The following is a 22,663-nucleotide window of genomic DNA, read 5'->3' on the forward strand; positions in this document are numbered from 1 at the left end:
TTCTTAATCCTCTGGATAATTCACATACTTATCAGGTTCATTTTTGAATTGATTGAGCATGACCTCAATCAATTCACGCGGAAAACGGGTTTTATTCCGTTCTCCGTCCTTAGTGTAATGCACATAGTACATAACTTCATCTTTTTCAACTTCAAGATCTGATATCTGATGCTCATCTCCGAGAATTTCAAAAAACATCTTTTCTGTGTCCGTTGCTGCTGTATCATCCGGCCGTTCATCACTGACAATTTTAATCGTTAACCAGTTATACAGTGAATCCTGCAAAGATTTCATATCAGCCACTCCCCGTTAATCCGCATTTGCCTGATGCTTCTTTTCCTGGTGAAGGCGGATTTTATAGATAATCAAAATTAGCGCAGCCACAACAAGGCCTTCAGCAACCGGAAGAAACACACCAAGAAAAGTCAGCATCGTACATCCCAGAATTAAGAAGGTGTAAATAACAACTGATTTGGCAATAGGAAGCTTTTTGGCAAATCCCAGTTTAAAAACCAGGATAGACAAAAGGACAATTGTTATATAAAGCAGCCACATCCCTGTTGTGGGATTTTGATCGACTTTGAATAAAGCAGCGAAAAAAGACAGGCGTTGTGAAACATCCATATCCCTCTCTCCTCCCCCTTCTTAGCCTTAGTTTGTTTCAGCGTATTTCTTTTTCTTAGCTACTCTTTCACGTTCATTTTTATCAAGAATTTTCTTGCGCAGCCTGATTGATTCAGGTGTTACTTCAAGAAGCTCATCATCATTCAAATATTCCAGGGCCTCTTCAAGTGTCAATATGCGCGGCTTTTTAATTACATTGGTTTGATCCTTATTAGCAGAACGAATGTTGGTTGCATGCTTCACTTTTGTGATATTAACTGTAAGATCATTCTCGCGAGTATGTTCACCTACAATCATTCCCTCATAGATCTCAGTACCTGGCTCAACGAAAATGGTTCCTCTATCCTCTACTTGCATAATACCATATGTGGATGACTTTCCACTTTCCATTGAAACGAGCACGCCTTTGCTTCTTCCGCCAATTTGTCCTTTAATCTCAGGCTGATAGCTGTCAAATGTGTGATTGATAATACCATATCCGCGAGTAAGCGTCATAAATTCTGTAGAGTAGCCAATTAGTCCGCGGGCTGGGACATTGAATGTTAGTCGCACTTGGCCATTTCCGTTATTTACCATATCAAGCATTTCACCTTTACGTGTACCCATTGATTCAATAATTGAGCCGGTATTATCCTCTGGCACATCAATTTGAACACGTTCTACAGGTTCACAGCGAACACCATCAATTTCTCTAATAATTACTTCAGGCTTTGAAACCTGCAATTCAAAACCTTCACGGCGCATATTTTCAATGAGGATTGATAAATGAAGTTCTCCACGTCCAGATACAACCCAAGCGTCAGGCGAATCTGTATTTTCAACACGAAGACTCACATCGGTCTCAAGTTGGGCACGCAATCTTTCTTCAACTTTTCTGGCTGTAATATACTTGCCTTCTCTTCCTGCGAATGGGCTGTTATTTACAACGAAAGTCATTTGCAATGTTGGCTCATCGATTCTTAGAACAGGAAGTGCTTCCTGATGCTCAACAGGGCAGACAGTTTCCCCTACGTTGATGTCTTCCATTCCGGAAACAGCGATTAGATCTCCAGGATAAGCTTCTTGAATTTCCTCACGCTTCAAGCCGAAGAAACCAAAAATTTTCGTCACACGGAACTGTTTGACTGATCCATCAAGCTTCATCAGTGCAACTTGCTGACCGACCTTAATCGTTCCACGAAATACGCGGCCAATCCCAATTCTTCCTACATAATCATTGTAATCTAAAAGTGCTACCTGGAATTGAAGCGGTTCTTCTCGGTTATCAGCAGGTGCTGGTATATGGTCAATAATGGCTTCATATACCGAATGCATATCATCATCCTGTTTATCAGGAGTGGTACTCGCAGTCCCAGCAATAGCTGACGCATAAATGACCGGAAACTCGAGCTGGTCTTCATTTGCACCAAGTTCGATAAATAAATCGATTACCTCATCAACAACTTCTGTTGGGCGGGCAGATTCCTTGTCAATTTTATTTACAACTACGATTGGAGTTAATTTTTGTTCTAATGCCTTTTTGAGCACGAAGCGAGTTTGCGGCATACAGCCTTCATAGGCATCAACCACTAATAAAACACCATCAACCATTTTCATGATACGTTCAACTTCACCGCCAAAATCTGCGTGTCCTGGCGTATCAAGAATATTTATTCTTGTATCTTTATATTTAACTGCAGTATTTTTAGCTAAGATGGTAATTCCACGTTCTCTTTCCAAATCATTTGAATCCATGGCACGTTCTTCTACATGCTCGTTTGAGCGAAATGTTCCAGACTGTTTCAAAAGTTCGTCAACCAGCGTAGTTTTACCATGGTCAACGTGGGCAATAATAGCTATATTGCGAATATCTTCTCTTAGTTTCAAAAGATTTCCTCCTATTTATAAAAAACTAAATCATTTTTCTACATTTTTTTTACAACTGATACATTATATCATAATTACTGTAGAAACCTAAAAGCTTTTTGTGTAAAATAATGTAGAAAAGGGGTTCGTGCCTTGCTTTTTAGGTTATTTCAATTATTTAATACGTCATTTCTATATATTGTTTGCCAGCAAATGCACTTATTACTCCGCCTGGGAGGGTAAAATAGTATGAAAAAAATCAAGTGGCCTTTATTAGCTTTTGCGATTGGAGCAGCCGTATGCATGATGGGAATTGGAGTTGCAGTGGCTGAAAGAAGCATATTTGGCATTATTTTTTCAATCATCCTGTTAGTTTTTGTAATGGGTTTCGGTTTTAAAACAAAGAAGAAAATGAGAGAAGACGGATTGCTATAACAAAGCGCAAAAAAGCTGCAGCCAAGTGCTGCAGCTTTCTTAAATAAGCGGACAGACCATTATCAAGTAATCTTTTCCTTCAGGAGAAGTCTCCATCTTAAACTGTTCAAATCCGGCATCAGATAGAAACTCGATCCACTTATAGCGATATTCCGGCACACCCGCAAATAATGACTTCTCGCCACTACTTTTCAGTTCCTCACCTATTTTGCCGATTATCGCTATACCCAAACCTTGTCTCCGCATTTCTTCCTTAACAAGAATAGTCCCAATCCACGGCTTTTGATTGGATGGCGATTTATAAACATGAAAGCTGACGGCTATCTGCTCACCATCCAATCGCCATAGTCTCCACTCACCATTTAGTTTCTCATGCAAAGCCATGTACTTTTTAAGGTTAAACCCGCTTTTTTCGGTTTCTTCCCACTCAGGACTGGTTTTAATGATTTTTAAGAAGAATGGCCAATCTGAATCAGTCAGCAAATCACTGGACAGATTACCAATTTCCATTGTTTAAATACTCTTTCATGATTTCCTGGTAGAGACCCGGCTTCGAGACAAAAACAGAGTTATTTTCAAGCAGATTCAGCGGCTCTCCTTTAAGAGTAGTCGCTTTTCCTCCCAGCTCCTCAATCATTATGACACCAGCGGCAAAGTCCCACGGCGCCAGCCTTAAGGTAATATATGCATCAACCCGCCCTGATGCAATATAAGCCATCTCTATGGCAGCTGAACCATAAGAGCGGGTCCCCCGCGCATTTTTAACCAGCGGTGCCAGCAGTGACGGATCAATCCGCTTATTTTCCGTTACCCATGTAGCATTCAGCCCTATAACCGCTTTGGAGACTTCTGTTTCTTTTAATGGAGGAAGCTCCAATTCATTCATATAAACTCCATGCCCCTTAATAGCATGATACAATTCATCATGCACCACGTCGTAAATCAATCCAATTTTCCCTTCGCCATTTTCATAAATGCCAATTGAAATCGCAAAATTTCTTTGCTGATGCACAAAGTTCATTGTTCCATCGATTGGGTCGATAATCCATACAATTCCGTCCAAGTCGTTTAACTTATCGCCAAATCCCTCTTCCCCAAGGATTCGGTGTTCTGGATATTTCTCTTTAATTTTCTTAATGAAAAATTGTTCTGTTCCCTGATCAATATCCGTAACCAAATCATTTGCATTCGACTTTGTCGTAATTGTCAATGTTTTACTGAAGGAATTCCGGATATTGACTCCAGCCTCTTTAACCCAGGCTTTTGCATATGTATCTAATTCGCTCCAATTCGTCATAATTGGCCCACCCTCCGCTAAGTTCCCATCTTTATTTTCTGGGATTTCTTTTAAAATATGGCTCTGTTAAACTTGCCTGTTGATTTTCGCTCCAGGCACTCGCTTCCGCGGGCGGTTTGGGAGCCTCTTCGAAGCATAGCGCCATAGGGGTCTCCCTATGACTCGCTTCTCCCGCTGAAGTCTCCCCCTCTGCTAATCAACAGGGTGCTGAAATCAATATGTCGCTTCAACACAGCCTAATTTATAAAGAGCTTAAATGAATTAGCAACGTTCTTCAAGTTATATCCTCTCCCAGGGAGAGGATAATCATTTGCGAGCCTTAAATTTATTTAAGAAGAAGCATTTATAAAATAATAAACGAACTCCTCATCCAATAAGGGAGTTCGTTTCTAAAGGTTTTTGCTTTTTATCTGCATTTTTTCTGCCTTTTCTCCTTTGCTTCACAGTTCAAGTAACATCATCTTTAAAGTGCTTTCAATCTTAGAAGTTCCTGTCTGATCCTTTCAAGCTTTAGCTTTGTTTGCTTCTTTAAGTCTTCATTTTTTTCTGTCATGGCATCAAATAAAGTAGCTAATTCATAATCCATTTCCAGTCTTAGAACTGCTGTCCTTTCTCTCTCACCGGCTTTTTTCTTAACAGAATTCATAAGTTGTTTCATTAGACAGTACACCCCTTCCAATAATCTAATTAATTTTCTGATTATTTTTACTATTATCATATGAAGAGTAATTCTCAGATGCAACAAATTTGTGCGATAACCCAAATTTAAATTATATCTCTGCTAACCGCGCCTGTTAGTTCCCACTTCAGGCGCTGCCTTTCGCTCCAATCATTCTAATGCCAAAATCAACATGAGATTTAATACAGCCTAATTTATAAAGAGCTTTAAGGCTTAATATTTCTAGATTGTTCGAGGTTATGCTACAATATTTGACAAAGCATTCAGGAGGTTTAGCTTATGTCATTTTCCGGTTTTACCAATGAAGATTTCGATGTTTTTAAAATAGATGGCCTTGATGACAGAATGGAAGCATTAAAGTCAACGATCAGACCGAAGCTTGAAGAACTGGGACAGCATTTTGCCCCTTCGCTTTCTGCTTTATCAGGCGATGAAATGTTTCCTCATGTTGCTAAACATGCGAGGCGAACCAAGAATCCCCCAAATGATACTTGGGTTTCCTTTGCAAGTAATTCAAGAGGCTACAAGATGCTTCCTCATTTTCAAATTGGCTTATGGGAAACACATGTATTCATTTGGTTTGCTGTCATCTATGAAGCACCGAGTAAAGAGGCCATCGGAAAAGCTTTCGAGGACAGTTTGGATAAATTGTATAAAGAAGTACCTAAGGATTATGTCTGGTCTGTTGATCATACAAAACCATCGGTGCTTCCGCATAACCAATTATCTAAAGATGAATTACAATCCATGTTTGTTCGCCTGCAAACTGTCAAGAAGGCTGAAATTCTGTGCGGCATCAATATCCCTAGAGAAGAAGCCGTCAGCATGTCGCCTGATCAATTTATTGAAAAAGCAGATTCTGTATTTAGAAATTTATTACCCCTATACAAAATGGCATAAACATCATTAATTAATATCAAAAAAAGCAAAACTTCCTTTCAAGTAGGAGGTTTTGCTTTTTCGTTCTGTAGCCCCGGTGCAGCTCGAATGCCAGGCCTGTTATTTCATTTTTATTTTATCCCCTGCAGTAGACTCTTTGGCTGCCTTCACCGTTTTGTACGATGAATAGCCGCTCTGTTCTTCAAATTCATCACAAAGATTTTTTTCCTGGGCTTTGCCCGGTACTATTTCCTTAAACCGTCTGTAGGCATTCATTAATTGATCCCGCTCAATTCCTTTTTCATATGCTTGCTCAATACTTTCGAAATATTTAATAACATCTACAATTTCTTCTGTTGACCAATCATGATCAATCGGGTATTGATATTCCATGTCGTTCCACCTCATTTATGATAATCCTGCTGCCTCTATATTTTACTCAGCCCACTTTTTGCGGACACTTTCCCCCTCAGCTACCATCCGCTGAATTAACTCATCAACAGTCGGCACATCCTTGATTAACCCCATTACCTGGCCAGCCCATGCGAAACCTTCATGGTCTTTCCCCTCATGAATATATTTCTTATTAGCATTCCCGCTTATGTAATTCTTTAATTGTTCGTAACCGCCGTTTTGTCTTTCTATTTCGAGGATTTTATCTGTCCAAGTGTTCGCAATCACCCTGGCAGGGGCGCCAATTGTTCTTTTTATGACAACTGTATCATTTTCTGTTCCTTCCACAAGACGGTTTTTATATAATTCGGATGCATGAACGCACTCTTTTGTCGCCACAAATCTCGTTCCCATTTCAATCCCTTCTGCTCCTAGGCTTAGCGCAGCCATCATTCCTCTGCCATCCCCGATGCCTCCTGATGCTATAACAGGAATGGATACAGCATCAACCACTTGAGGAACGAGGACAAAGGTTCCGATATCATCCCTGCCTAGATGTCCTCCTCCTTCCTGGCCGACGACCATTACTGCATCGGCACCTAGCTCCTCCGCCTTTATGGCCTGCCTTTTAGCTGCTACCAGAACAAGCTTCTTAACATTTATCCCTTTTAATTGCTCAAAAATTGGGGCAGGGTTTCCGCCCGTCATAGATATTACCGGAACTTCTTCTTCAATAGCAATATCCAGATATTCAGCAAATGGCCTGCCATGCTGCCCAATAGCAAAATTAACTCCGAAAGGCTTGTCTGTCAATGTCTTTACTCTTTGGATTTCTTCTTTAAGTTTTCCTGGGCTGCTTAGAGACATTGCTGTTACCTGCCCTAGCCCGCCTGCATTTGATACGGCAGCAGCCAAATCAGAATAAGCAAGATGTGCAAGCCCTCCCTGAATGATAGGATATTGAATATTTAGCATTTCCGTAACCCTTGTGTTCCAATTCATAATTATAACCTCCATTCGTCAATATTCTTCTATTTCTATTTTTATGTTTTAATTTCCTGTTAACTTCTAAAACTAAAAAGAAAGCGGAAAATTTTAGCCAGCGGAATTGTCTGCCCCATATGGTTGCAGAACGATAAATCTTTCTATGCAAAGGGATTGAATAATGCTATAATGCAAATGTTTTATAACATGATTACATTGAAATATTAACTAAAGAGGTGTGGGAATAAGTTGTCTCAATATAATACACCGTTATTCAGCGGTTTACTTGCACACGCAAAAAAGGATCCGGTGCAGTTTCATATACCAGGGCATAAAAAAGGCACTGGAATTGACCCGGAATTTAGAGAATATATTGGAGATAATGCTCTTGCAATCGACCTGATCAATATCGGTCCGCTTGATGATCTCCATCAGCCAAAAGGAATTATTAAAGAAGCCCAGGACCTTGCTGCAGAGGCATTTGGAGCTGATAGGACATTCTTCTCTGTACAGGGTACAAGCGGAGCCATCATGACGATGGTTATGGCGGTATGCGGTCCTGGAGATAAAATTATCGTTCCTCGGAATGTCCATAAATCCGTTATGTCTGCTATTGTTTTCTCAGGTGCAACGCCAATTTTCATTCATCCCGAGATTGATGAAAAACTGGGTATATCACACGGAATTACAACTGAATCTGTATCAAAAGCCCTTGAACTCCATCCAGATGCCAAGGGAGTTCTGGTTATAAATCCAACCTATTTCGGCATTTCAGCTGATTTGAAGAAAATTGTAGACATTGCCCATTCCTATAATGTGCCTGTCCTCGTTGATGAAGCGCATGGAGTGCATATCCACTTCCATGACGAGCTGCCATTATCTGCTATGCAGGCCGGAGCAGATTTGGCAGCTACATCGGTCCATAAATTGGGAGGGTCGATGACGCAAAGCTCTGTTTTAAACATGAAAGGTAACCTTGTATCGGCCAAAAGGGTTCAATCCATTTTGAGTATGCTGACGACTACTTCCACTTCCTATTTATTGCTTGCTTCATTGGATGTTGCCAGAAAACGCCTTGCCACTGAGGGCAAGGAGCTTATTGGCCAAACTATTGAATTGGCACAATCGATCCGCCGCCGCATAAATGATATTGATCGCTTATATTGCGTCGGAGAAGAAATATTGGAAACGAAAGCTGCCCATGACTATGATCCGACAAAATTGATCATTTCGGTTAAGGAACTTGGCATGAACGGTTTTGATGTTGAAAATTGGCTTCGCGAAAAACATAATATCGAAGTGGAAATGTCCGATTTATATAACATCCTTTGTATCATCACACCAGGAGACACGCAAAGAGAAGCCGACATTTTAGTATCTGCTCTTGCTGAACTTGCGAAAGAACGTGAAGGAAATTCTGAAAAACTTGAAACTCAGGTGCTGCTGCCTGATATTCCAGTCTTATCCTTAACGCCTCGCGATGCCTTTTATGCTGATACAGAGCTGGTGCCTTTTGATGAATCAGAAGGAAGAATTATAGCTGAATTCATCATGGTCTATCCGCCCGGCATACCGATTTTTATCCCAGGGGAAATCATTACAAAAGAAAATCTTTGGTATATTAAAACAAATATGGAAGCCGGACTTCCAGTACAAGGACCGGAGGATTATGATTTCAAATACCTGCGCGTCATTGAAGAACATCGTGCCATACGATAAAGCAAAAGAGCCTTTCCTTTATGGAATAGGCTCTTTTTATTATTAGCGGTTATTAGCTTTGTCTGTTTTTTCTCCGTCACAGCAGTTGCATTGTTTAGAATACAAAACCGTTACTTTTTCATCCTCAAAGTGATCGATAGTTGAATTGCAAGCCTGGCATACGATTGTACCCATCTTTTCATTCTCCTTTTCATTGAGTTTTTTATTTAAACTGTAAGCGCTTAACTTCTTAAATCAATAATAATATAACACTATTAATATTTCAAGCCTAATTGTATAACATATTTAAAGTATTTTTTGGTATTTTACTTTTCATCATGCTCGTATACCTTTCTTATTAGTATGTCACAATATAAAAAAGCAGACCTAAATGTCTGCTTTTTTATAAGATTCCTTAAATATTATTCATATTGTGTTTCAAAATGGGCACCCGGTATTGCTTCTTTGAAAAATTCACTCAAATCCGCTGCCTGTTCATATAAATCAAGCTTAAATGCCTTTTGTAAGTATTCAATATCTTCGAAATTTTAGGGTCGAGGAGAGTAGAGCGGCCTGTTTGCATACAAATAACCAGAGGCTTAGAAAAGAAGAGATTCGTATAAACGATACCAAAATCATAACGGGTTGTTTCGGTTGTAAAACCAACAAATCGAACATTAACATTTTCATGCTCATCGTAGAGCTTCTCGAAAAACTCCATATTATTCCTCCTTTTTTAATTTAATATTTAGAATATTATTATAATTCAACTTCCCATTTTTGACAAGTATTTTAAATTTTCCTTCCTATTTTAAGTTGTCATAAGATTTTAATCAGTGCTAGAATGAAATAGGATGTTCTTACCACACTATTTGGGATAATGGGGGGAAAGATGATGGCAGCTAATGCATATATAAAGCTTGTTCCTTCATCAGATAAGGAAAGTATCACAACTGAAGAGCTTAAAGAACTATTTTTGTATTTTAAAGACATTACAGGAAAAACAGGTGACCAGATTAAGTGGGAATATGATGATGCCGCTTTTCCTTACGAAATTAAAGAAAAGCCAGAAGGAAAAGGCAGCTGGTTTTACCTTTTGTCAAACCATGACCGCTATAATGCTATTATACTCGGTGTGGATAAAGAAATGATCAGAGCAGAAGATGGTTCTGAAAGTGAGCAAACCTACATACAAATAACATTGCCAGAAAGCGCTACGTTTGGTGACAAGGGGAAAGCCAACGAATTCTGCAAATTCCTTGCTAAAAAGCTTAAAGGGGAATTGCACTTATTTAATGGAAGAGTTATGTATTTCTATCCCAGAAAATAAAAATAAAAGACTTACTAAAGAGAACAGCTCCAAAGCTGTTCTTATTCTATTTATACACAAACCCAAGAGGTGAATCATGATCAGCAAAAAGGATATTATTATAGGAATACTAAGCTTGGCGTTACTATAATATCTCCATTTATTTTTCACTCGTATTATGAGCGGAAACCGGAAAACACCCTTCAAAATATTGAGTTCGGTGCTCCATTCCCTCTCGCGGAACAAACAATATCCTTCCCTGAGGATTCCTTTTCTTATCCATTGGAAGTAAAATTTACCTCTCCTTTTGAAAAAGAAACGGACTACAAAGCTGTACCTTTTCTTTTTTCTTTCTTTAGTTATTTTTTATTGTTCTTTCCCCTTTACACTATTTTTTCAAGATATATTACAAGAAAACCACGGAAGGAAGAGGAGACAAACTAGAGACTCCTCTTTCTCCTTTTAGGCTCTTTTCTAAAAGATTCCGTAATCCAATCAAAACTTTATTGAACCGTTTTGATTCGTGCTGGGTCTGCCATTTCATATCCTTTATTTTGCAGTCCTTTTACGATATCCTCAAGAGCTTCCTTTGTCCATTGCCTGTCATGCATCAATAAATTGGCACCCTCTACTAAATATGGCGAATTGACCATTATGTCTATCAGAGCCTCTTTGGATTGATATTCTTTTTCCCAGTCATATCCATAAGTCCAATTCATAACGAGCATTTTTTCATCCTGTGCGATCTTTTTGCTGTAATCTGTATTGGAACCAAAAGGAGCTCTAAAAAATTTTGGCCTTTGTCCAATTATGTCTTCTATTTTATCATTCAGGCCGACAATTTCACTGTATTGCTGTTCCTCTGAAAGGTCTTTCAGGTTTTGGTGGCTGTATGTGTGATTGCCAATTGGAAATCCAGATCATGAATGGCTTTCAGTACGGCTGCCTCATCTGGCGTATCAATAAAATGTCCATTTACAAAAAAGATTGCCGGTGCACCCAGCTTCTTTAAGATTTCAGCCATTTGGAGCGCGTATGTATCAGGAGCGTCATCAATCGTTAGTAGAACAACTTTTGAATTTGCATTTTTTATAGGTTCAATGGTCCAATTGTTCTCATTTATCTGGTATTCCGTTTCAACGGCTGCTGCAGTTTTATCTTGGCTTATTTTATTACCGCTATCTTCTTTGTTATTGCTTCCTTCGTTCGCCTGTATATTTGTTTCCTGCTCAGAATTGCTTACTTCCGTTGCTTCTTCAACTTCTTCTTGTTCCTTTTTGACTGTTGCTGCCTCTTCCTTTTTTACAGTACCGCATGCAGACAGAAACAGAATGACAGAAAATAGTATCATAACCCCTGCTTTTATCATGTTGTCCTCCTTTAAAGCATATTTCTTTTCAGTCAACCCAATAAGTGGTATTATCAATAATGGCTTTCAAAGAGCCAAAGAGTTGTTCCCCTACTCACTCCTTACCCTTACCCACTGCATTTACACGAAATAGGTTCGATATGAACATTATAAAACATTTTTCCTATTTTCTTAACGGCCAGGGAGTTTTACACACATTTTTTTATCAGTTAAAAAATATTACAATTGAAAAGATATGGAGGGATTTGATGAAGAAACTGACACCCGTATTTACGGTCTCAGTCCTATTCACAGCATTATTTATTTTATGGGGACTTGTCCCGCAAAGTGTATTGCCAAATGGAAACCTTGACACAGTCACACAGAACATTCAAGGATTCATACTAGAGAAATTTGGCTGGTTTTATTTATTATCAGCTTCAGCCTTTTTAATTTTTTCTATTCTATTAATATTCACTAAGTACGGAAATATTCGCTTAGGGAAGGATGCTGACAGACCAGAATATAATTATCTAACTTGGTTTGCTATGCTCTTCAGTGCCGGGATGGGGATCGGCCTTGTATTTTGGGGAGTGGCGGAACCAATGTACCATTATTATGCCCCGCCATTTTCAGATGGGCAGACACCCGATGCTGCTAGAGCAGCAATGAGGTATTCCTTTTTCCACTGGGGACTCCATCCATGGGCGATTTATACAGTAATTGCGCTTGCTCTTGCCTATTTTCAATTTAGAAAAGGAGCACCAGGAGTTATTAGCTCAATATTAAGGCCTGTTTTAGGCGACCGTGTTGACGGTCCTCTGGGCGTGATCATTAATTTCATTGCCGTTTTTGCTACTGTATTTGGTGTTGCAACCTCTTTGGGTCTTGGAGCCATACAAATTACAGGGGGACTATCTGCAACATTTGCCGGAATCGATAATAACATTACTACCCAGTTAACGGTTATTGCCATCGTTACCATCCTATTTATGCTTTCTGCACAAACAGGTTTAAATAAAGGAATAAAATACTTAAGTAATTTAAACATTTTCTTAGCTATAGCTTTAATGGTGTTCCTGCTATTTGTAGGTCCTACAAATTTTATTATGGATCTATTTACAACAACCATCGGCTCTTACCTTCAAAACCTGCCTTCTATGAGCTTCAGATTAAGCCCATTTGATCAGGAACTAACATGGTTCCAGGATTGGACGATCTTTTATTGGGCATGGTGGATTGCATGGGCACCATTTGTCGGAACCTTTATAGCCCGTATCTCCAAAGGAAGAACCATCCGGGAATTTGTGATCGGCGTACTTGCCGTTCCTACCCTATTTGGGGCTTTATGGTTTTCCGTTTTCGGCGGAACCGGAATATACCTTGAATTTTTTGAAGCAAAGCCAGTAATGGATTCAATTGAACAACAAGGAATGGAAGTCGCTTTGTTTACCGTTTTTGATAACTTTCCTTTCTCAACCGTTCTATCTCTATTGGCTATCTTCTTAATCAGCACCTTCTTTATCACATCTGCAGATTCTGCCACCTTCGTTCTTGGCATGCAGACAACTAACGGAAGCCTAAACCCTTCCAACAGAATAAAATTTGTCTGGGGGATAATCCAATCTGCCTCAGCAGCTATATTATTATGGACAGGTGGATTGGAGGCACTCCAAAGAGCGTCCATAATCGCAGCACTGCCTTTTACAATCATCATGCTTCTAATTGTTGTTTCACTTATAAAAGCATTTAAAGAAGAAATCATTCCCGATCGAAAAGTGCATAAATCATAGAAAAAGCAGGCACCTGCGTGGACAGGTGCCTGCTTTTCTTTTGCCAATATGTTCAGACTTACTTTACCAATGACTGAGGTATGACATAACCAAATGAAAAGAGCCATATAAGCTTAAACTCATTAGTGTGACCATTAATGTTTTTTTTGCCGATTTAATAATCCAATTCCCAATATTTATTGCCAAGTAGAAAAATACGAAAAACATAATAACTTTGTATACAAGCTGGTCATATTTTGACAGCCATTCAATGAATGTATAACCGCTCCAAATAATCAACTGAAGCAAGAGAGCTGTATAAATCTTCATTTTTTCCCACCACCACATTTTATCATCCATTTCCCTTTTTAAAGACTATGTTAAACTTGCCTAACGATTTTCTCTCCCGACACCAGGGGGCTAAAATCACACTGAGGCTAGCACATCCTTTATTAAAGGAAACACTGTGTGTTTGTAATATATGTTTAAAATGAAAATCTTATTTTTCATTTCTGTAACATTTGAATGACAAGCCAAAATATTAATAATCTGTATGATAAAATACTCATTATTATGAGGTAAAGGCTTCAAATAATTGCCTAACTGTTAGCTTAATGGAAAATCATATAGACTTTTATACTATAAAAGATATACACTTTAATTTTGAACTGTCTTCTATTCGTTTTATGGAATCTTTTATAAAGTGAGGGCAATGGATATGAAAGGTCTGCCGCTTTTAATAATCGTTTCTCTCTTGTTTGTGACCTCTTCATGCAATCATAAAGAAGCAAAAAAAGAACTGATAATTGACAAAAGTGTTAAACAAATTATTTTCTTCTCCAATCATAAACAATACGAGCAAGAAGTCTCTTATTATGATGCAATCATCGAATTAAAGAGAAGCTTTCCGGAAGAAATAAAAAATATGAAGATTATCACTGCATCAGAATCAAAAAATTATTATAACAATTATGAGGTTAAAAACTGTCCGGCGATTTTACTGGTGTATCAAGATGAAGTGCTTGTTGAGATAAAAGGAAATGTTCCAAAAGAACAAATTGTTAAACCTATGGCGCACGCGTTGGATAGCGGCAGCTAAAACGAAAAAAATCCTTCCCGAAATGGGAAGGATTTTTTTATTATTTTACGATATGAATAGGACTGCCAATAGCAACTTCTGCTGCTTCCATTGTGATTTCACCTAATGTTGGGTGAGCATGAATCGTCATAGCAAGATCTTCTGCAGTCATGCCAGCTTCAATAGCCAATCCAAGTTCAGCAATCATATCAGATGCACTTGCACCTGCAATTTGAGCACCTATTACAAGTCCATCTTCTTTACGTGTAACAAGCTTTAAGAAACCATCAGTTGAGTCGAGCGCAAGCGCACGTCCGTTAGCTGCAAATGGGAATTTCGCTGCTGTTACTTCAATTCCTTCTTCTTTCGCCTGTTGTTCTGTATAACCGACTGATGCTAATTCAGGCTCAGAGAATACCACAGCCGGAATTGCAAGGTAATCAATTTCAGCGTTATGGCCAGCAATTGCTTCTGCAGCAATCTTACCTTCGTAAGAAGCTTTATGAGCTAATTGAGGACCTTCAACAATATCTCCGATAGCATAAATATTGCTCACATTTGTACGGCAATGTTTATCGATTTCAATAACACCGCGTTCACTCATCTTAATGCCGACCTGTTCTAAGCCTAGTTCGTCTGTATTTGGACGTCGTCCAACCATTACAAACACATAATCTGCATCAAGTGATTTTTCTTCGCCTTTTTCTTCGAACTTAACGGTAACCCCATTTTCATTCTCTTCAACACCTTTAGCAAGTGCTTTCGTAATGAATTCAACGCCTTTTTTCTTTAGGTTCCGTTTTACAAGAGAAGACATTTGTTTCTCAAATCCCACAAGGATATCATCTGCACCCTCAAGGATGGTCACTTGTGAACCAAAGTTCGCATAAGCCCCTCCAAGTTCAATCCCAATAACACCGCCGCCAATTACAACGATTTTTTCTGGAATCTCTTGAAGTGCAAGTGCACCTGTTGAATCTAGAACACGTTTAGAGTATTTAAAAGCAGGCAGTTCAATCGGACGTGAACCAGTTGCAATGATAGCATTTTTAAACGTGTATGTTTGTGCTGAATTATCATCCATAACTCGAAGGGTATTATTGTCAACAAAATAAGCTTCACCACGAACGATGTCAACTTTATTCCCCTTTAACAGGCCTTCTACTCCACCAGTAAGCTTCTTAACTACACCGGATTTAAATTCTTGGACTTTTGTAAAATCAACTTTTACGTTTTCAGCTGTAATACCCATCGCTTCTGAGTGCTTAGCTGTTTCGTAGCGGTGGCCTGCTGCGATCAATGCCTTTGAAGGAATACATCCAACATTTAAGCAAACACCGCCCATATTAGCTTTTTCTACAATTGTAACCTTCTGTCCAAGCTGTGCTGCGCGGATAGCTGCAACATATCCTCCTGGACCTGCGCCAATGACTATAGTATCTGTTTCAATAGGGAAATCTCCTACTACCATTTATTACGCCTCCATTAACAATAGTTCTGGATCGTTCAGTAAACGCTTGATGTGGTTTAGTGCGTTCTGTGCAGTTGCTCCATCAATGATTCTGTGGTCAAAGCTAAGTGACAATGCCAATACTGGAGCAGCAACAATTTCTCCGTCTTTTACGACCGGCTTTTCAGCAATTCGGCCAATACCAAGAATGGCAACTTCAGGGTGATTTATAACTGGAGTAAACCATTGTCCGCCTGCAGACCCGATATTTGTGATTGTGCATGAAGCACCTTTCATTTCATCCGGAGCAAGCTTTCCATCACGAGCTTTTCCAGCAAGTTCGTTAATTTCGTTTGAAATTGCAAAGGTAGATTTGCGGTCTGCATCCTTTACAACCGGTACAAGAAGACCTTTCTCCGTATCAGCTGCAATTCCAATGTTGTAGTAATGCTTATGGATGATTTCACCTGCAGCATCATCAATGGATGTATTTAAGGCAGGGAATTCACGCAATGCGCTTGTTAATGCCTTTACCACATAAGGAAGGAATGTAAGCTTGATTCCTTTATTAGCCGCAACTTCTTTAAACTTCTTGCGGTGAGCAACAAGCTTCGTTACATCAATTTCATCCATTAATGTAACGTGTGGGGCAGTATGCTTAGAGTTTACCATAGCCTTGGCAATGGCTTTGCGGATTCCGCTCATCTTCTCGCGAGTTTCCGGATATTGTCCAGCAGGAATCGTCTGTGCAGCTGCAGGTGCAGTTTCTTTTGCCTCAGCTTTTGGTGCAGCTTCCTGTGCAGGGCCTTCAGCAGCTTGAGCTTGTGCTCCGCCATTCAGGAATGCATCAATGTCAGCTTTTTGAATGCGCCCATTTTTGCCGCTTCCAGCTACCTGGCGTATGTCCACGCCTTTGTCACGAGCGTATTTTCTAACAGAAGGCATTGCAATAATGCGGCGGTTAGGATCAACATCAGCCTGAGAAATAACCGCTCCTTCTTTAGGTGCATCCTGTGCAGGAGCTTCTTCTTTCTTCACGTCCTGGCCAGCTTCTGCTGTTGCCTGTACTTGTGCTTCTGTTTTTTCTTCTTTAGGAGCCTCATCTTCATGGTCTCCCTTGAATTTAAGGTCCTCATATCCAGGAGCATCAAACGTAATTAAGACCTGCCCTACAGTTGCAACTGTTCCTTCTTCAACAAGAATTTCTTCGACTTTACCTTTAACAGGGGAAGGAATTTCAACAACTGCTTTATCGTTTTGAACCTCACAAAGCACGTCATCTTCTTGTACTTCATCGCCTGGCTTTACAAACCACTTGACGATTTCACCTTCATGGATACCTTCACCAATGTCAGGCAATCTAAATTGGAATGCCAATGGAATTCAACCTCCTATTATTTCGTTCGTTCATTCATAATAAAACACGTCAGGGGGATATTTTCCCCCGTGTGCTATCAGTTATTCACAATTAAAATTCAAGAACTTTTTTAGCTGTTTCGATTACATCTTTATAGTTTGGCAGCCATACTGTTTCAGCTTGCGGGAAAGCAAATACAGTATCTGGAGCCGCTACACGAAGGACTGGAGCTTCAAGGCTAAGGATTGCACGGTCATTGATTTCAGCAACTACATTTGCTGCAACACCAGCTTGCTTCTGTGCTTCCTGAACAACAATAGCTCTTCCTGTTTTCTCAACAGAAGCAATAATTGTATCGATATCAAGCGGAGCAACTGTGCGCAAATCGATAACTTCAGCAGACTTGCCTTCTTTTTCAAGCTCTTCAGCCGCTTTCAATGACTCATGAACCATTGCGCCATAAGTGACAATTGTAAGGTCTGAGCCTTCTCTCTTTACTTCTGCCTTGCCAAGCGGAATTGAATATTCCTCTTCTGGCACTTCCTGGCGGAAAGAACGGTATAATTTCATGTGCTCAAGGAAGATAACAGGATCGTTATCACGGATAGCTGAAATCAGCAGGCCTTTCGCATCATATGGAGTTGATGGAATGACAACCTTTAATCCCGGCTGCTGTGCCATAAGACCTTCAAGGCTGTCCGCGTGCATTTCAGGAGTATGTACGCCTCCTCCGAATGGTGAGCGGATTGTAACCGGTGCACTGTATCTTCCTCCGGAACGGTAACGCATACGCGCCAGCTGGCCGGAAATAGAATCCATTACTTCATAAACGAAACCAAAGAATTGAATTTCAGGAACTGGACGGAAGCCCTGTAAACCAAGACCGACTGCCAGACCGCCGATTCCGGATTCAGCTAGTGGTGTATCAAATACACGCTCTTCGCCGAATTCTTTTTGAAGGCCTTCGGTAGCACGGAAAACGCCGCCGTTTACGCCTACATCTTCACCGAATACTAAAACATTCGGATCGTTACGCAATTCTGTGCGCAGGGCATCAGTAATTGCCTGAATCATTGTCATTTGCGCCATGGCTTACTTCGACTCCTTTTCTTTATAAATTTCATATTGTTCTTTTAAGTTGTGAGGCATTTCTTCATACATGATTTTCATTAAGTCAGTTACTTTTTGCTTAGGTGTATCATCAGCCTTCTTAATGGCTTCTTTAATATCTTCTTTTGCTTTTTCAATTACTTCGTTTTCCATATCTTCGTTCCAGATTCCCTTGTCTTCAAGGAACTTGCGGAAACGAACAAGAGGATCTTTCTTTTCCCACTCGTTATCAAGATCTGATGTACGGTAGCGAGTTGGGTCATCCCCTGCCATTGTGTGTGGTCCGTAACGGTAAGTAAGCGTTTCAATAAGAGTTGGGCCTTCGCCATTGATTGCGCGCTCACGAGCTTCACGTACTGCAGCATATACAGCAAGCGGATCCATTCCATCAACCTGGATACCCGGAATTCCTGCAGCAACTGCTTTTTGTGCAATTGTTTTAGCAGCAGATTGTTTCTCAACTGGAGTTGAAATAGCAAAACGGTTATTTTGAACGATAAAGATTGCCGGTGCTTTGAATGCTCCTGCAAAGTTAATTCCTTCGTAAAAGTCACCCTGTGAGGCACCGCCGTCACCAGTGTAAGTAATTGCAACTTTCTTTTCGCCGCGCTTTTTCATGCCAAGCGCCACACCTGCAGTTTGAATGTATTGAGCACCAATGATAATTTGAGGAGCAATAACATTTACACCTTCAGGGATATTTCCGCCTTCATAGTGTCCTCTTGACCATAGGAAAGCCTGGGATAGAGGAAGTCCATGCCAAATAATTTGCGGCACATCGCGGTAGCCAGGAAGAATGAAATCTTCTTTTTCTAATGCAAATTGGGAAGCAAGCTGTGAAGCCTCTTGTCCTGCTGTTGGTGCATAGAAGCCTAAACGGCCTTGTCTGTTCAGTGAAATGGAGCGCTGGTCAAGAATACGTGTATATACCATGCGGTGCATTAATTCCTGCAGTTGCTCGTCGGTTAAGTCAGGCATTGCTGATTCATTAACAACCTTGCCTTCTTCACTTAAAATTTGTAGAGTTTGGAACTGTTCTTCAACTGTTTCGAGCTGTTTTTTCGCGTCGAATTGTGCCTTCTTTGTTTTCGAAGCCATATCAGTCACCCTTTCCTTTCATAAAAAGACGTTAATTAAGAGTTTTTATACACAAAATTTAGGTTACCCAAAACGAAGCCATATTAGAAAATCCTATTAATACTAATTAATTTTTTCTATCAGGCGCTGTGCTTTATAAAGTATCTCTTAATAGCAGAAATCTTAATTCTGCCAAATGCATACTTTTAATTAGTTTTCCACATACCTTAACTAAAAAAACGTCTTTCTGTTCATCCTTAACTATCATATTCTGTATTAGTTTATTTTGCAACTAAATTGATACAGAATTACTTACGAGAATAAGTTTAATATACCTATAACACATACGTCAATTACCTTGTCTTATGTTTTTACATTGTAATCATACTTTTTATATACTTTCATGAAATTTAAACTGTATTATCTATAGCGCAGCCTCTGTACTATAAAAATCTTCTAAACCTGCTTGTGTTATAGTAAAGTTACTCCGTATAGTATTATTTTGAAAAAATAAAAAAGGGCTGCTGCCCTATCCCATTTTTGAAGTACATCATTCAAAGTGATTATGCCCTGCATGCACCTTTAAGATAAAAATGCCGGCATTTTATTATGCCGGCACCATCCTTAATCTTCTGTTTTAATCTCAAGCCCTGCTTCTTTATAAAAGGATAGCTTTGCTTCATTGTATTCTTCCGTTTTTTCGTTGAACTGCTTATTTGAAGCCAGAATGTTTTTATACATACCGTTTATTTTGCTTATTTGTTCTTCCAGCTGTTCAAGTGAAAGGTCTTCCTTCTTAAACATCGCATAAAGCTCTTTATCATATTCAAGCGCTGTGGAATAGTCTTTATAAAGCACATCATGAATCTTATATCTATCCATCATAATTTCATATAATGCTTTGGACTTCTCCTTTAACTTTTTATCCTCTATTTCCTCTATAATTGGCAATAAAGTTTCAAATTCCTCTTTAGATGCCTGGATGCTCTCCTGCTCTTTTTCCATGTGGTCCTTTCTTTGATCTACTATGGAAGAAGCTTCATCTGAAAGCTTTGTAATTTCGTCAAATTCTTTCATTCCCAGGGCAATAATTTTATCGTATAAATCCTTTTCTTTTTTCTCCAGGTTTACAAGCGGATCCTGCTGCTCCTCAAAAGCTTTCTCTTTTGCAACTACGTTTTCAAGAATCTCATACATTTTTTCCTCTGGAGTGGGCTGATTACAGCCTGTCAGGAAAATAGCACCTATGGATAAAACCAGCAACAGGCGGCATTTGTTAAAAATAGACACGATGATACCTCCTTACTTATAACAATTTTAACTATATCGGTACTTGCACCATTTGACAATAGCCTATTGGAATGACAAATTTTGTCGAGTTTCATTCACACCTCTCTATAAGCTTGTCCTGTCCTGGAGCTTTTGCCTTTTTTAATCTATTCATTTCGTTTTTCCTTTATGACTTGGGCAAAGGCCTACACCAAACATCTTCTCGTACATAGGCTATATTAATCGTCCGATGCGACTAACAAAAAATATGGACGATAATCTACTTTAGGGAGGTTATCCTTCATGTACGGATATGGCGGATACGGTTATGGCTGCGGTTATCCAGGATCTGTTGCAGGTGCTGGTTACGGCAGAGGTTTTGCGTTGATTGTTGTTTTGTTTATTCTTTTGATCATCGTTGGCTGCGCTTGCTGGAAATTTTAATTTTTGGAGAAGGTGCCCTTGGTGCCTTCTCTTATTAACTTTTTCACAGCATTCTGTTAGACTAAAGATAACAAACAGCAGCATATGAGCTGGATTGGGCACCTGCTTCCATGCACTTTTTTATGCTTATCCCACACACACTAATTACATAGCGGGAGTGATTATTCATGCTGAGCATGAAAGATATAATACGCGATGGTCATCCTACCTTAAGGCAAATAGCCTCAGAAGTAAGTATTCCTCCATCTGAAGGAGATCAACAAATATTAAAAAATATGCTTGAGTATGTAAGAAACAGCCAAAACCCTGAATTGGCTTCGAAATATGGATTGAGGCCTGGAATTGGCTTAGCGGCACCCCAAATAAATATTTCTAAACGAATGATTGCTGTACATGTAACCGATAATAATGAGCTTTTCAGTTATGCTCTCTTCAACCCAAAGATTGTTAGCCATTCTGTACAGCGTTCTTATTTAGCTGCAGGTGAAGGCTGTTTATCTGTTGATGAACCCATACCCGGTTTTGTGCCGAGGTATGCAAAAGTAACAGTAAAAGGGACAGACCTTGAAGGAAAAGAAGTAAAGCTTCGATTAAAGGGGCTGCCTGCAATTGTGTTTCAGCATGAGATAGATCATTTGAACGGCATCATGTTTTACGACCATATTAATAAACAAAATCCGTTCCAACCAATTGAAAATGCCTTAGCAATTGAAAGATAATCAATTCCTCCAAATGAATGTTAAGGGGAATAATAAAGGGAAGTCCATTTTGTATCAGGACTTCCCTTTTATTATTGGCTCTGTTAAAAAAAATTTTGGAAAGCTAAATTAATTGAAGCTCTTTCAATCCTTTCCATATTCCTTCTTTATCGACCGAAGTTGTAACTCGGTCAGCTGCTTTTTTTACTACATCTGCTGCATTCCCCATAGCCACCCCGGTACCCACGGCATTCAGCATCTCAATATCATTTAAGCCATCTCCAAAAGCGTATACATCCTTCAATTCAAAGCCCAGCCGTTCAATCATTTTTTTAATTCCTTCAGCTTTAGAGCCTCCCGCAGGCAAAACGTCTACCGAGTAAGGATGCCATCTGATAAAACCAAAATCCGGATATTCTGAAAAATACATGTGTTCGTCTTTTTCCTCGCAAAAAAGCAATGACTGATATAACTCCCGGCCTTTAAAGAAGGCCTTATCCTCTTCTGGATGGGGAAACTTAAGACTTCCCATGCTTTTTTCTATAAACTCGTGATGCCGGATTGTAGATTTCATGGTTTTTTCATTCATAAAAACAAGCGGATGCCCGTTTTCCTGAGCATGTTTATAAAGCAATTCAATTTCAGATGTTTTTAAAGGGTTACGGTAAATAGCTTCATTCTCAAAAACTACGTATTGTCCGTTAAAGCTGACAAATGAATCAATATCAAGCTCATCCCTTAGACTTTCGAACATAAAAGGGGCTCTCCCGGTCGCGATGGCCACAAATGTTCCTTTCTTTTTCAACTGTTCTATAGCTTCCTTTGTACTGTCAGGGAGCTTTTTATCAAAATCCAATAAGGTCCCGTCAATATCGAAGAAAACAATTTTTTTCATATCTACAAACTTCCTTTCGTGC

At 39.4% G+C, this 22,663-nt stretch carries 25 protein-coding genes and 2 pseudogenes; 8 read left to right on the forward strand and 19 right to left on the reverse strand.

The genetic code is table 11. The annotated features are described in order from the left end of the window. Positions 1-3 precede the first annotated feature (3 nt). Genes AC3ZVC_RS21875 through typA form a run of 3 tightly spaced genes read right to left on the reverse strand, consistent with a single transcriptional unit; the run spans position 4 to position 2,490 of the window. On the reverse strand, positions 4-294 hold the full coding sequence (locus AC3ZVC_RS21875) for a hypothetical protein (protein ID WP_490065215.1): 291 nt from the start codon (positions 292-294) through the stop codon (positions 4-6). Between the two features lie 15 nt (positions 295-309). Further along, on the reverse strand, positions 310-624 hold the full coding sequence (locus AC3ZVC_RS21880) for a YlaH-like family protein (RefSeq protein WP_214724575.1): 315 nt from the start codon (positions 622-624) through the stop codon (positions 310-312). Positions 625-651: 27 nt separating this feature from the next. Further along, entirely contained in the window at positions 652-2,490 is a 1,839-nt protein-coding gene (gene typA / locus AC3ZVC_RS21885; protein WP_490065216.1) for a translational GTPase TypA, read from the reverse strand. A 228-nt stretch (positions 2,491-2,718) separates the two neighbouring features. Here typA and AC3ZVC_RS21890 point away from each other — a divergent pair, with 228 nt between their 5' ends. Further along, positions 2,719-2,904 carry a YlaF family protein gene (locus AC3ZVC_RS21890; protein WP_490065217.1) on the forward strand — a complete coding sequence of 62 codons (186 nt, stop codon included), beginning with the start codon at positions 2,719-2,721 and terminating at the stop codon, positions 2,902-2,904. A 39-nt stretch (positions 2,905-2,943) separates the two neighbouring features. Here the strand turns inward: AC3ZVC_RS21890 and AC3ZVC_RS21895 are convergent, their stop codons facing one another. The 3 genes from AC3ZVC_RS21895 to AC3ZVC_RS21905 form a co-directional block, all read right to left on the reverse strand. Further along, the gene (locus tag AC3ZVC_RS21895; protein ID WP_490065218.1) at positions 2,944-3,414 is read right to left on the reverse strand and encodes a GNAT family N-acetyltransferase; all 471 of its coding nucleotides are present in this window, start codon (positions 3,412-3,414) and stop codon (positions 2,944-2,946) included. Next, a complete protein-coding gene (locus AC3ZVC_RS21900; protein ID WP_490065219.1) occupies positions 3,401-4,201 on the reverse strand; it encodes an inositol monophosphatase family protein in 801 nt (266 codons plus the stop codon). Before AC3ZVC_RS21900 ends, AC3ZVC_RS21895 begins: the two co-directional genes overlap by 14 nt. A 463-nt stretch (positions 4,202-4,664) precedes the next feature. Further along, entirely contained in the window at positions 4,665-4,859 is a 195-nt protein-coding gene (locus AC3ZVC_RS21905; protein WP_110067295.1) for a hypothetical protein, read from the reverse strand. A gap of 300 nt (positions 4,860-5,159) precedes the next feature. On the opposite strand from AC3ZVC_RS21905, the gene AC3ZVC_RS21910 reads away from it, so the two are divergent. Continuing rightward, positions 5,160-5,780, forward strand: coding sequence for a YktB family protein (locus tag AC3ZVC_RS21910; RefSeq protein WP_490065220.1), 621 nt, complete (start codon positions 5,160-5,162; stop codon positions 5,778-5,780). Positions 5,781-5,879: 99 nt separating this feature from the next. Here the strand turns inward: AC3ZVC_RS21910 and AC3ZVC_RS21915 are convergent, their stop codons facing one another. Together AC3ZVC_RS21915 and AC3ZVC_RS21920 are read right to left on the reverse strand one after the other, a co-directional pair. Next, positions 5,880-6,152 carry a UPF0223 family protein gene (locus tag AC3ZVC_RS21915; RefSeq protein WP_490065221.1) on the reverse strand — a complete coding sequence of 91 codons (273 nt, stop codon included), beginning with the start codon at positions 6,150-6,152 and terminating at the stop codon, positions 5,880-5,882. Positions 6,153-6,194: 42 nt separating this feature from the next. Next, a complete protein-coding gene (locus AC3ZVC_RS21920; RefSeq protein ID WP_490065222.1) occupies positions 6,195-7,154 on the reverse strand; it encodes an NAD(P)H-dependent flavin oxidoreductase in 960 nt (319 codons plus the stop codon). 231 nt (positions 7,155-7,385) lie between these two features. Between AC3ZVC_RS21920 and AC3ZVC_RS21925 the strand changes: the two genes are divergently transcribed. Continuing rightward, a complete protein-coding gene (locus AC3ZVC_RS21925) occupies positions 7,386-8,855 on the forward strand; it encodes an aminotransferase class I/II-fold pyridoxal phosphate-dependent enzyme (protein ID WP_490065223.1) in 1,470 nt (489 codons plus the stop codon). A gap of 42 nt (positions 8,856-8,897) precedes the next feature. Here AC3ZVC_RS21925 and AC3ZVC_RS21930 read toward each other — a convergent pair whose 3' ends face one another. Then, entirely contained in the window at positions 8,898-9,029 is a 132-nt protein-coding gene (locus tag AC3ZVC_RS21930) for a GapA-binding peptide SR1P (RefSeq protein WP_214724555.1), read from the reverse strand. A gap of 227 nt (positions 9,030-9,256) precedes the next feature. Then, a pseudogene (locus AC3ZVC_RS21935) lies at positions 9,257-9,555 on the reverse strand (DUF3055 domain-containing protein). Positions 9,556-9,729: 174 nt separating this feature from the next. Here AC3ZVC_RS21935 and AC3ZVC_RS21940 point away from each other — a divergent pair. Continuing rightward, positions 9,730-10,164: a DUF1885 family protein gene (locus tag AC3ZVC_RS21940; RefSeq protein WP_490068984.1), complete on the forward strand. Its 435-nt coding sequence runs from the start codon at positions 9,730-9,732 to the stop codon at positions 10,162-10,164. 482 nt (positions 10,165-10,646) lie between these two features. Here the strand turns inward: AC3ZVC_RS21940 and AC3ZVC_RS21945 are convergent, their stop codons facing one another. Both AC3ZVC_RS21945 and AC3ZVC_RS21950 read right to left on the reverse strand, forming a co-directional pair. Continuing rightward, on the reverse strand, positions 10,647-10,871 hold the full coding sequence (locus AC3ZVC_RS21945) for a hypothetical protein (RefSeq protein ID WP_490069011.1): 225 nt from the start codon (positions 10,869-10,871) through the stop codon (positions 10,647-10,649). A gap of 66 nt (positions 10,872-10,937) precedes the next feature. After that, a pseudogene (locus AC3ZVC_RS21950) lies at positions 10,938-11,512 on the reverse strand (polysaccharide deacetylase family protein); the annotation flags it as partial. Between the two features lie 248 nt (positions 11,513-11,760). Here AC3ZVC_RS21950 and AC3ZVC_RS21955 point away from each other — a divergent pair. Continuing rightward, entirely contained in the window at positions 11,761-13,284 is a 1,524-nt protein-coding gene (locus AC3ZVC_RS21955) for a glycine betaine uptake BCCT transporter (RefSeq protein WP_490065224.1), read from the forward strand. Between the two features lie 63 nt (positions 13,285-13,347). Here AC3ZVC_RS21955 and AC3ZVC_RS21960 read toward each other — a convergent pair whose 3' ends face one another. Continuing rightward, positions 13,348-13,593, reverse strand: a complete 246-nt coding sequence (locus AC3ZVC_RS21960) for a hypothetical protein (RefSeq protein ID WP_490065225.1) — start codon at positions 13,591-13,593, stop codon at positions 13,348-13,350. A gap of 388 nt (positions 13,594-13,981) precedes the next feature. On the opposite strand from AC3ZVC_RS21960, the gene AC3ZVC_RS21965 reads away from it, so the two are divergent. Next, positions 13,982-14,362 carry a small peptidoglycan-associated lipoprotein gene (locus tag AC3ZVC_RS21965; protein ID WP_490065226.1) on the forward strand — a complete coding sequence of 127 codons (381 nt, stop codon included), beginning with the start codon at positions 13,982-13,984 and terminating at the stop codon, positions 14,360-14,362. 40 nt (positions 14,363-14,402) lie between these two features. Here AC3ZVC_RS21965 and lpdA read toward each other — a convergent pair whose 3' ends face one another. The 5 genes from lpdA to AC3ZVC_RS21990 all read right to left on the reverse strand — a co-directional run bounded on the left by lpdA (position 14,403) and on the right by AC3ZVC_RS21990 (position 20,625). Continuing rightward, entirely contained in the window at positions 14,403-15,812 is a 1,410-nt protein-coding gene (gene lpdA / locus AC3ZVC_RS21970; protein WP_490065227.1) for a dihydrolipoyl dehydrogenase, read from the reverse strand. A gap of 3 nt (positions 15,813-15,815) precedes the next feature. Then, positions 15,816-17,168: a dihydrolipoamide acetyltransferase family protein gene (locus tag AC3ZVC_RS21975; RefSeq protein ID WP_490065228.1), complete on the reverse strand. Its 1,353-nt coding sequence runs from the start codon at positions 17,166-17,168 to the stop codon at positions 15,816-15,818. A 91-nt stretch (positions 17,169-17,259) separates the two neighbouring features. Continuing rightward, positions 17,260-18,237, reverse strand: a complete 978-nt coding sequence (locus AC3ZVC_RS21980; protein ID WP_490065229.1) for an alpha-ketoacid dehydrogenase subunit beta — start codon at positions 18,235-18,237, stop codon at positions 17,260-17,262. A 3-nt stretch (positions 18,238-18,240) separates the two neighbouring features. Further along, a complete protein-coding gene (gene pdhA, locus AC3ZVC_RS21985; protein WP_490065230.1) occupies positions 18,241-19,356 on the reverse strand; it encodes a pyruvate dehydrogenase (acetyl-transferring) E1 component subunit alpha in 1,116 nt (371 codons plus the stop codon). A 603-nt stretch (positions 19,357-19,959) separates the two neighbouring features. Beyond that, on the reverse strand, positions 19,960-20,625 hold the full coding sequence (locus AC3ZVC_RS21990) for a YkyA family protein (protein ID WP_490065231.1): 666 nt from the start codon (positions 20,623-20,625) through the stop codon (positions 19,960-19,962). A 282-nt stretch (positions 20,626-20,907) separates the two neighbouring features. Here AC3ZVC_RS21990 and AC3ZVC_RS21995 point away from each other — a divergent pair, with 282 nt between their 5' ends. Next, positions 20,908-21,048, forward strand: a complete 141-nt coding sequence (locus AC3ZVC_RS21995) for a YjcZ family sporulation protein (protein WP_490065232.1) — start codon at positions 20,908-20,910, stop codon at positions 21,046-21,048. 167 nt (positions 21,049-21,215) lie between these two features. Further along, positions 21,216-21,767, forward strand: a complete 552-nt coding sequence (def, locus tag AC3ZVC_RS22000; RefSeq protein WP_490065233.1) for a peptide deformylase — start codon at positions 21,216-21,218, stop codon at positions 21,765-21,767. Positions 21,768-21,870: 103 nt separating this feature from the next. Here def and AC3ZVC_RS22005 read toward each other — a convergent pair whose 3' ends face one another. Then, positions 21,871-22,641: a Cof-type HAD-IIB family hydrolase gene (locus tag AC3ZVC_RS22005; RefSeq protein ID WP_490065234.1), complete on the reverse strand. Its 771-nt coding sequence runs from the start codon at positions 22,639-22,641 to the stop codon at positions 21,871-21,873. Positions 22,642-22,663: the final 22 nt, after the last annotated feature.

It is taken from the genome of Cytobacillus sp. C11.1, from assembly GCF_058145115.1.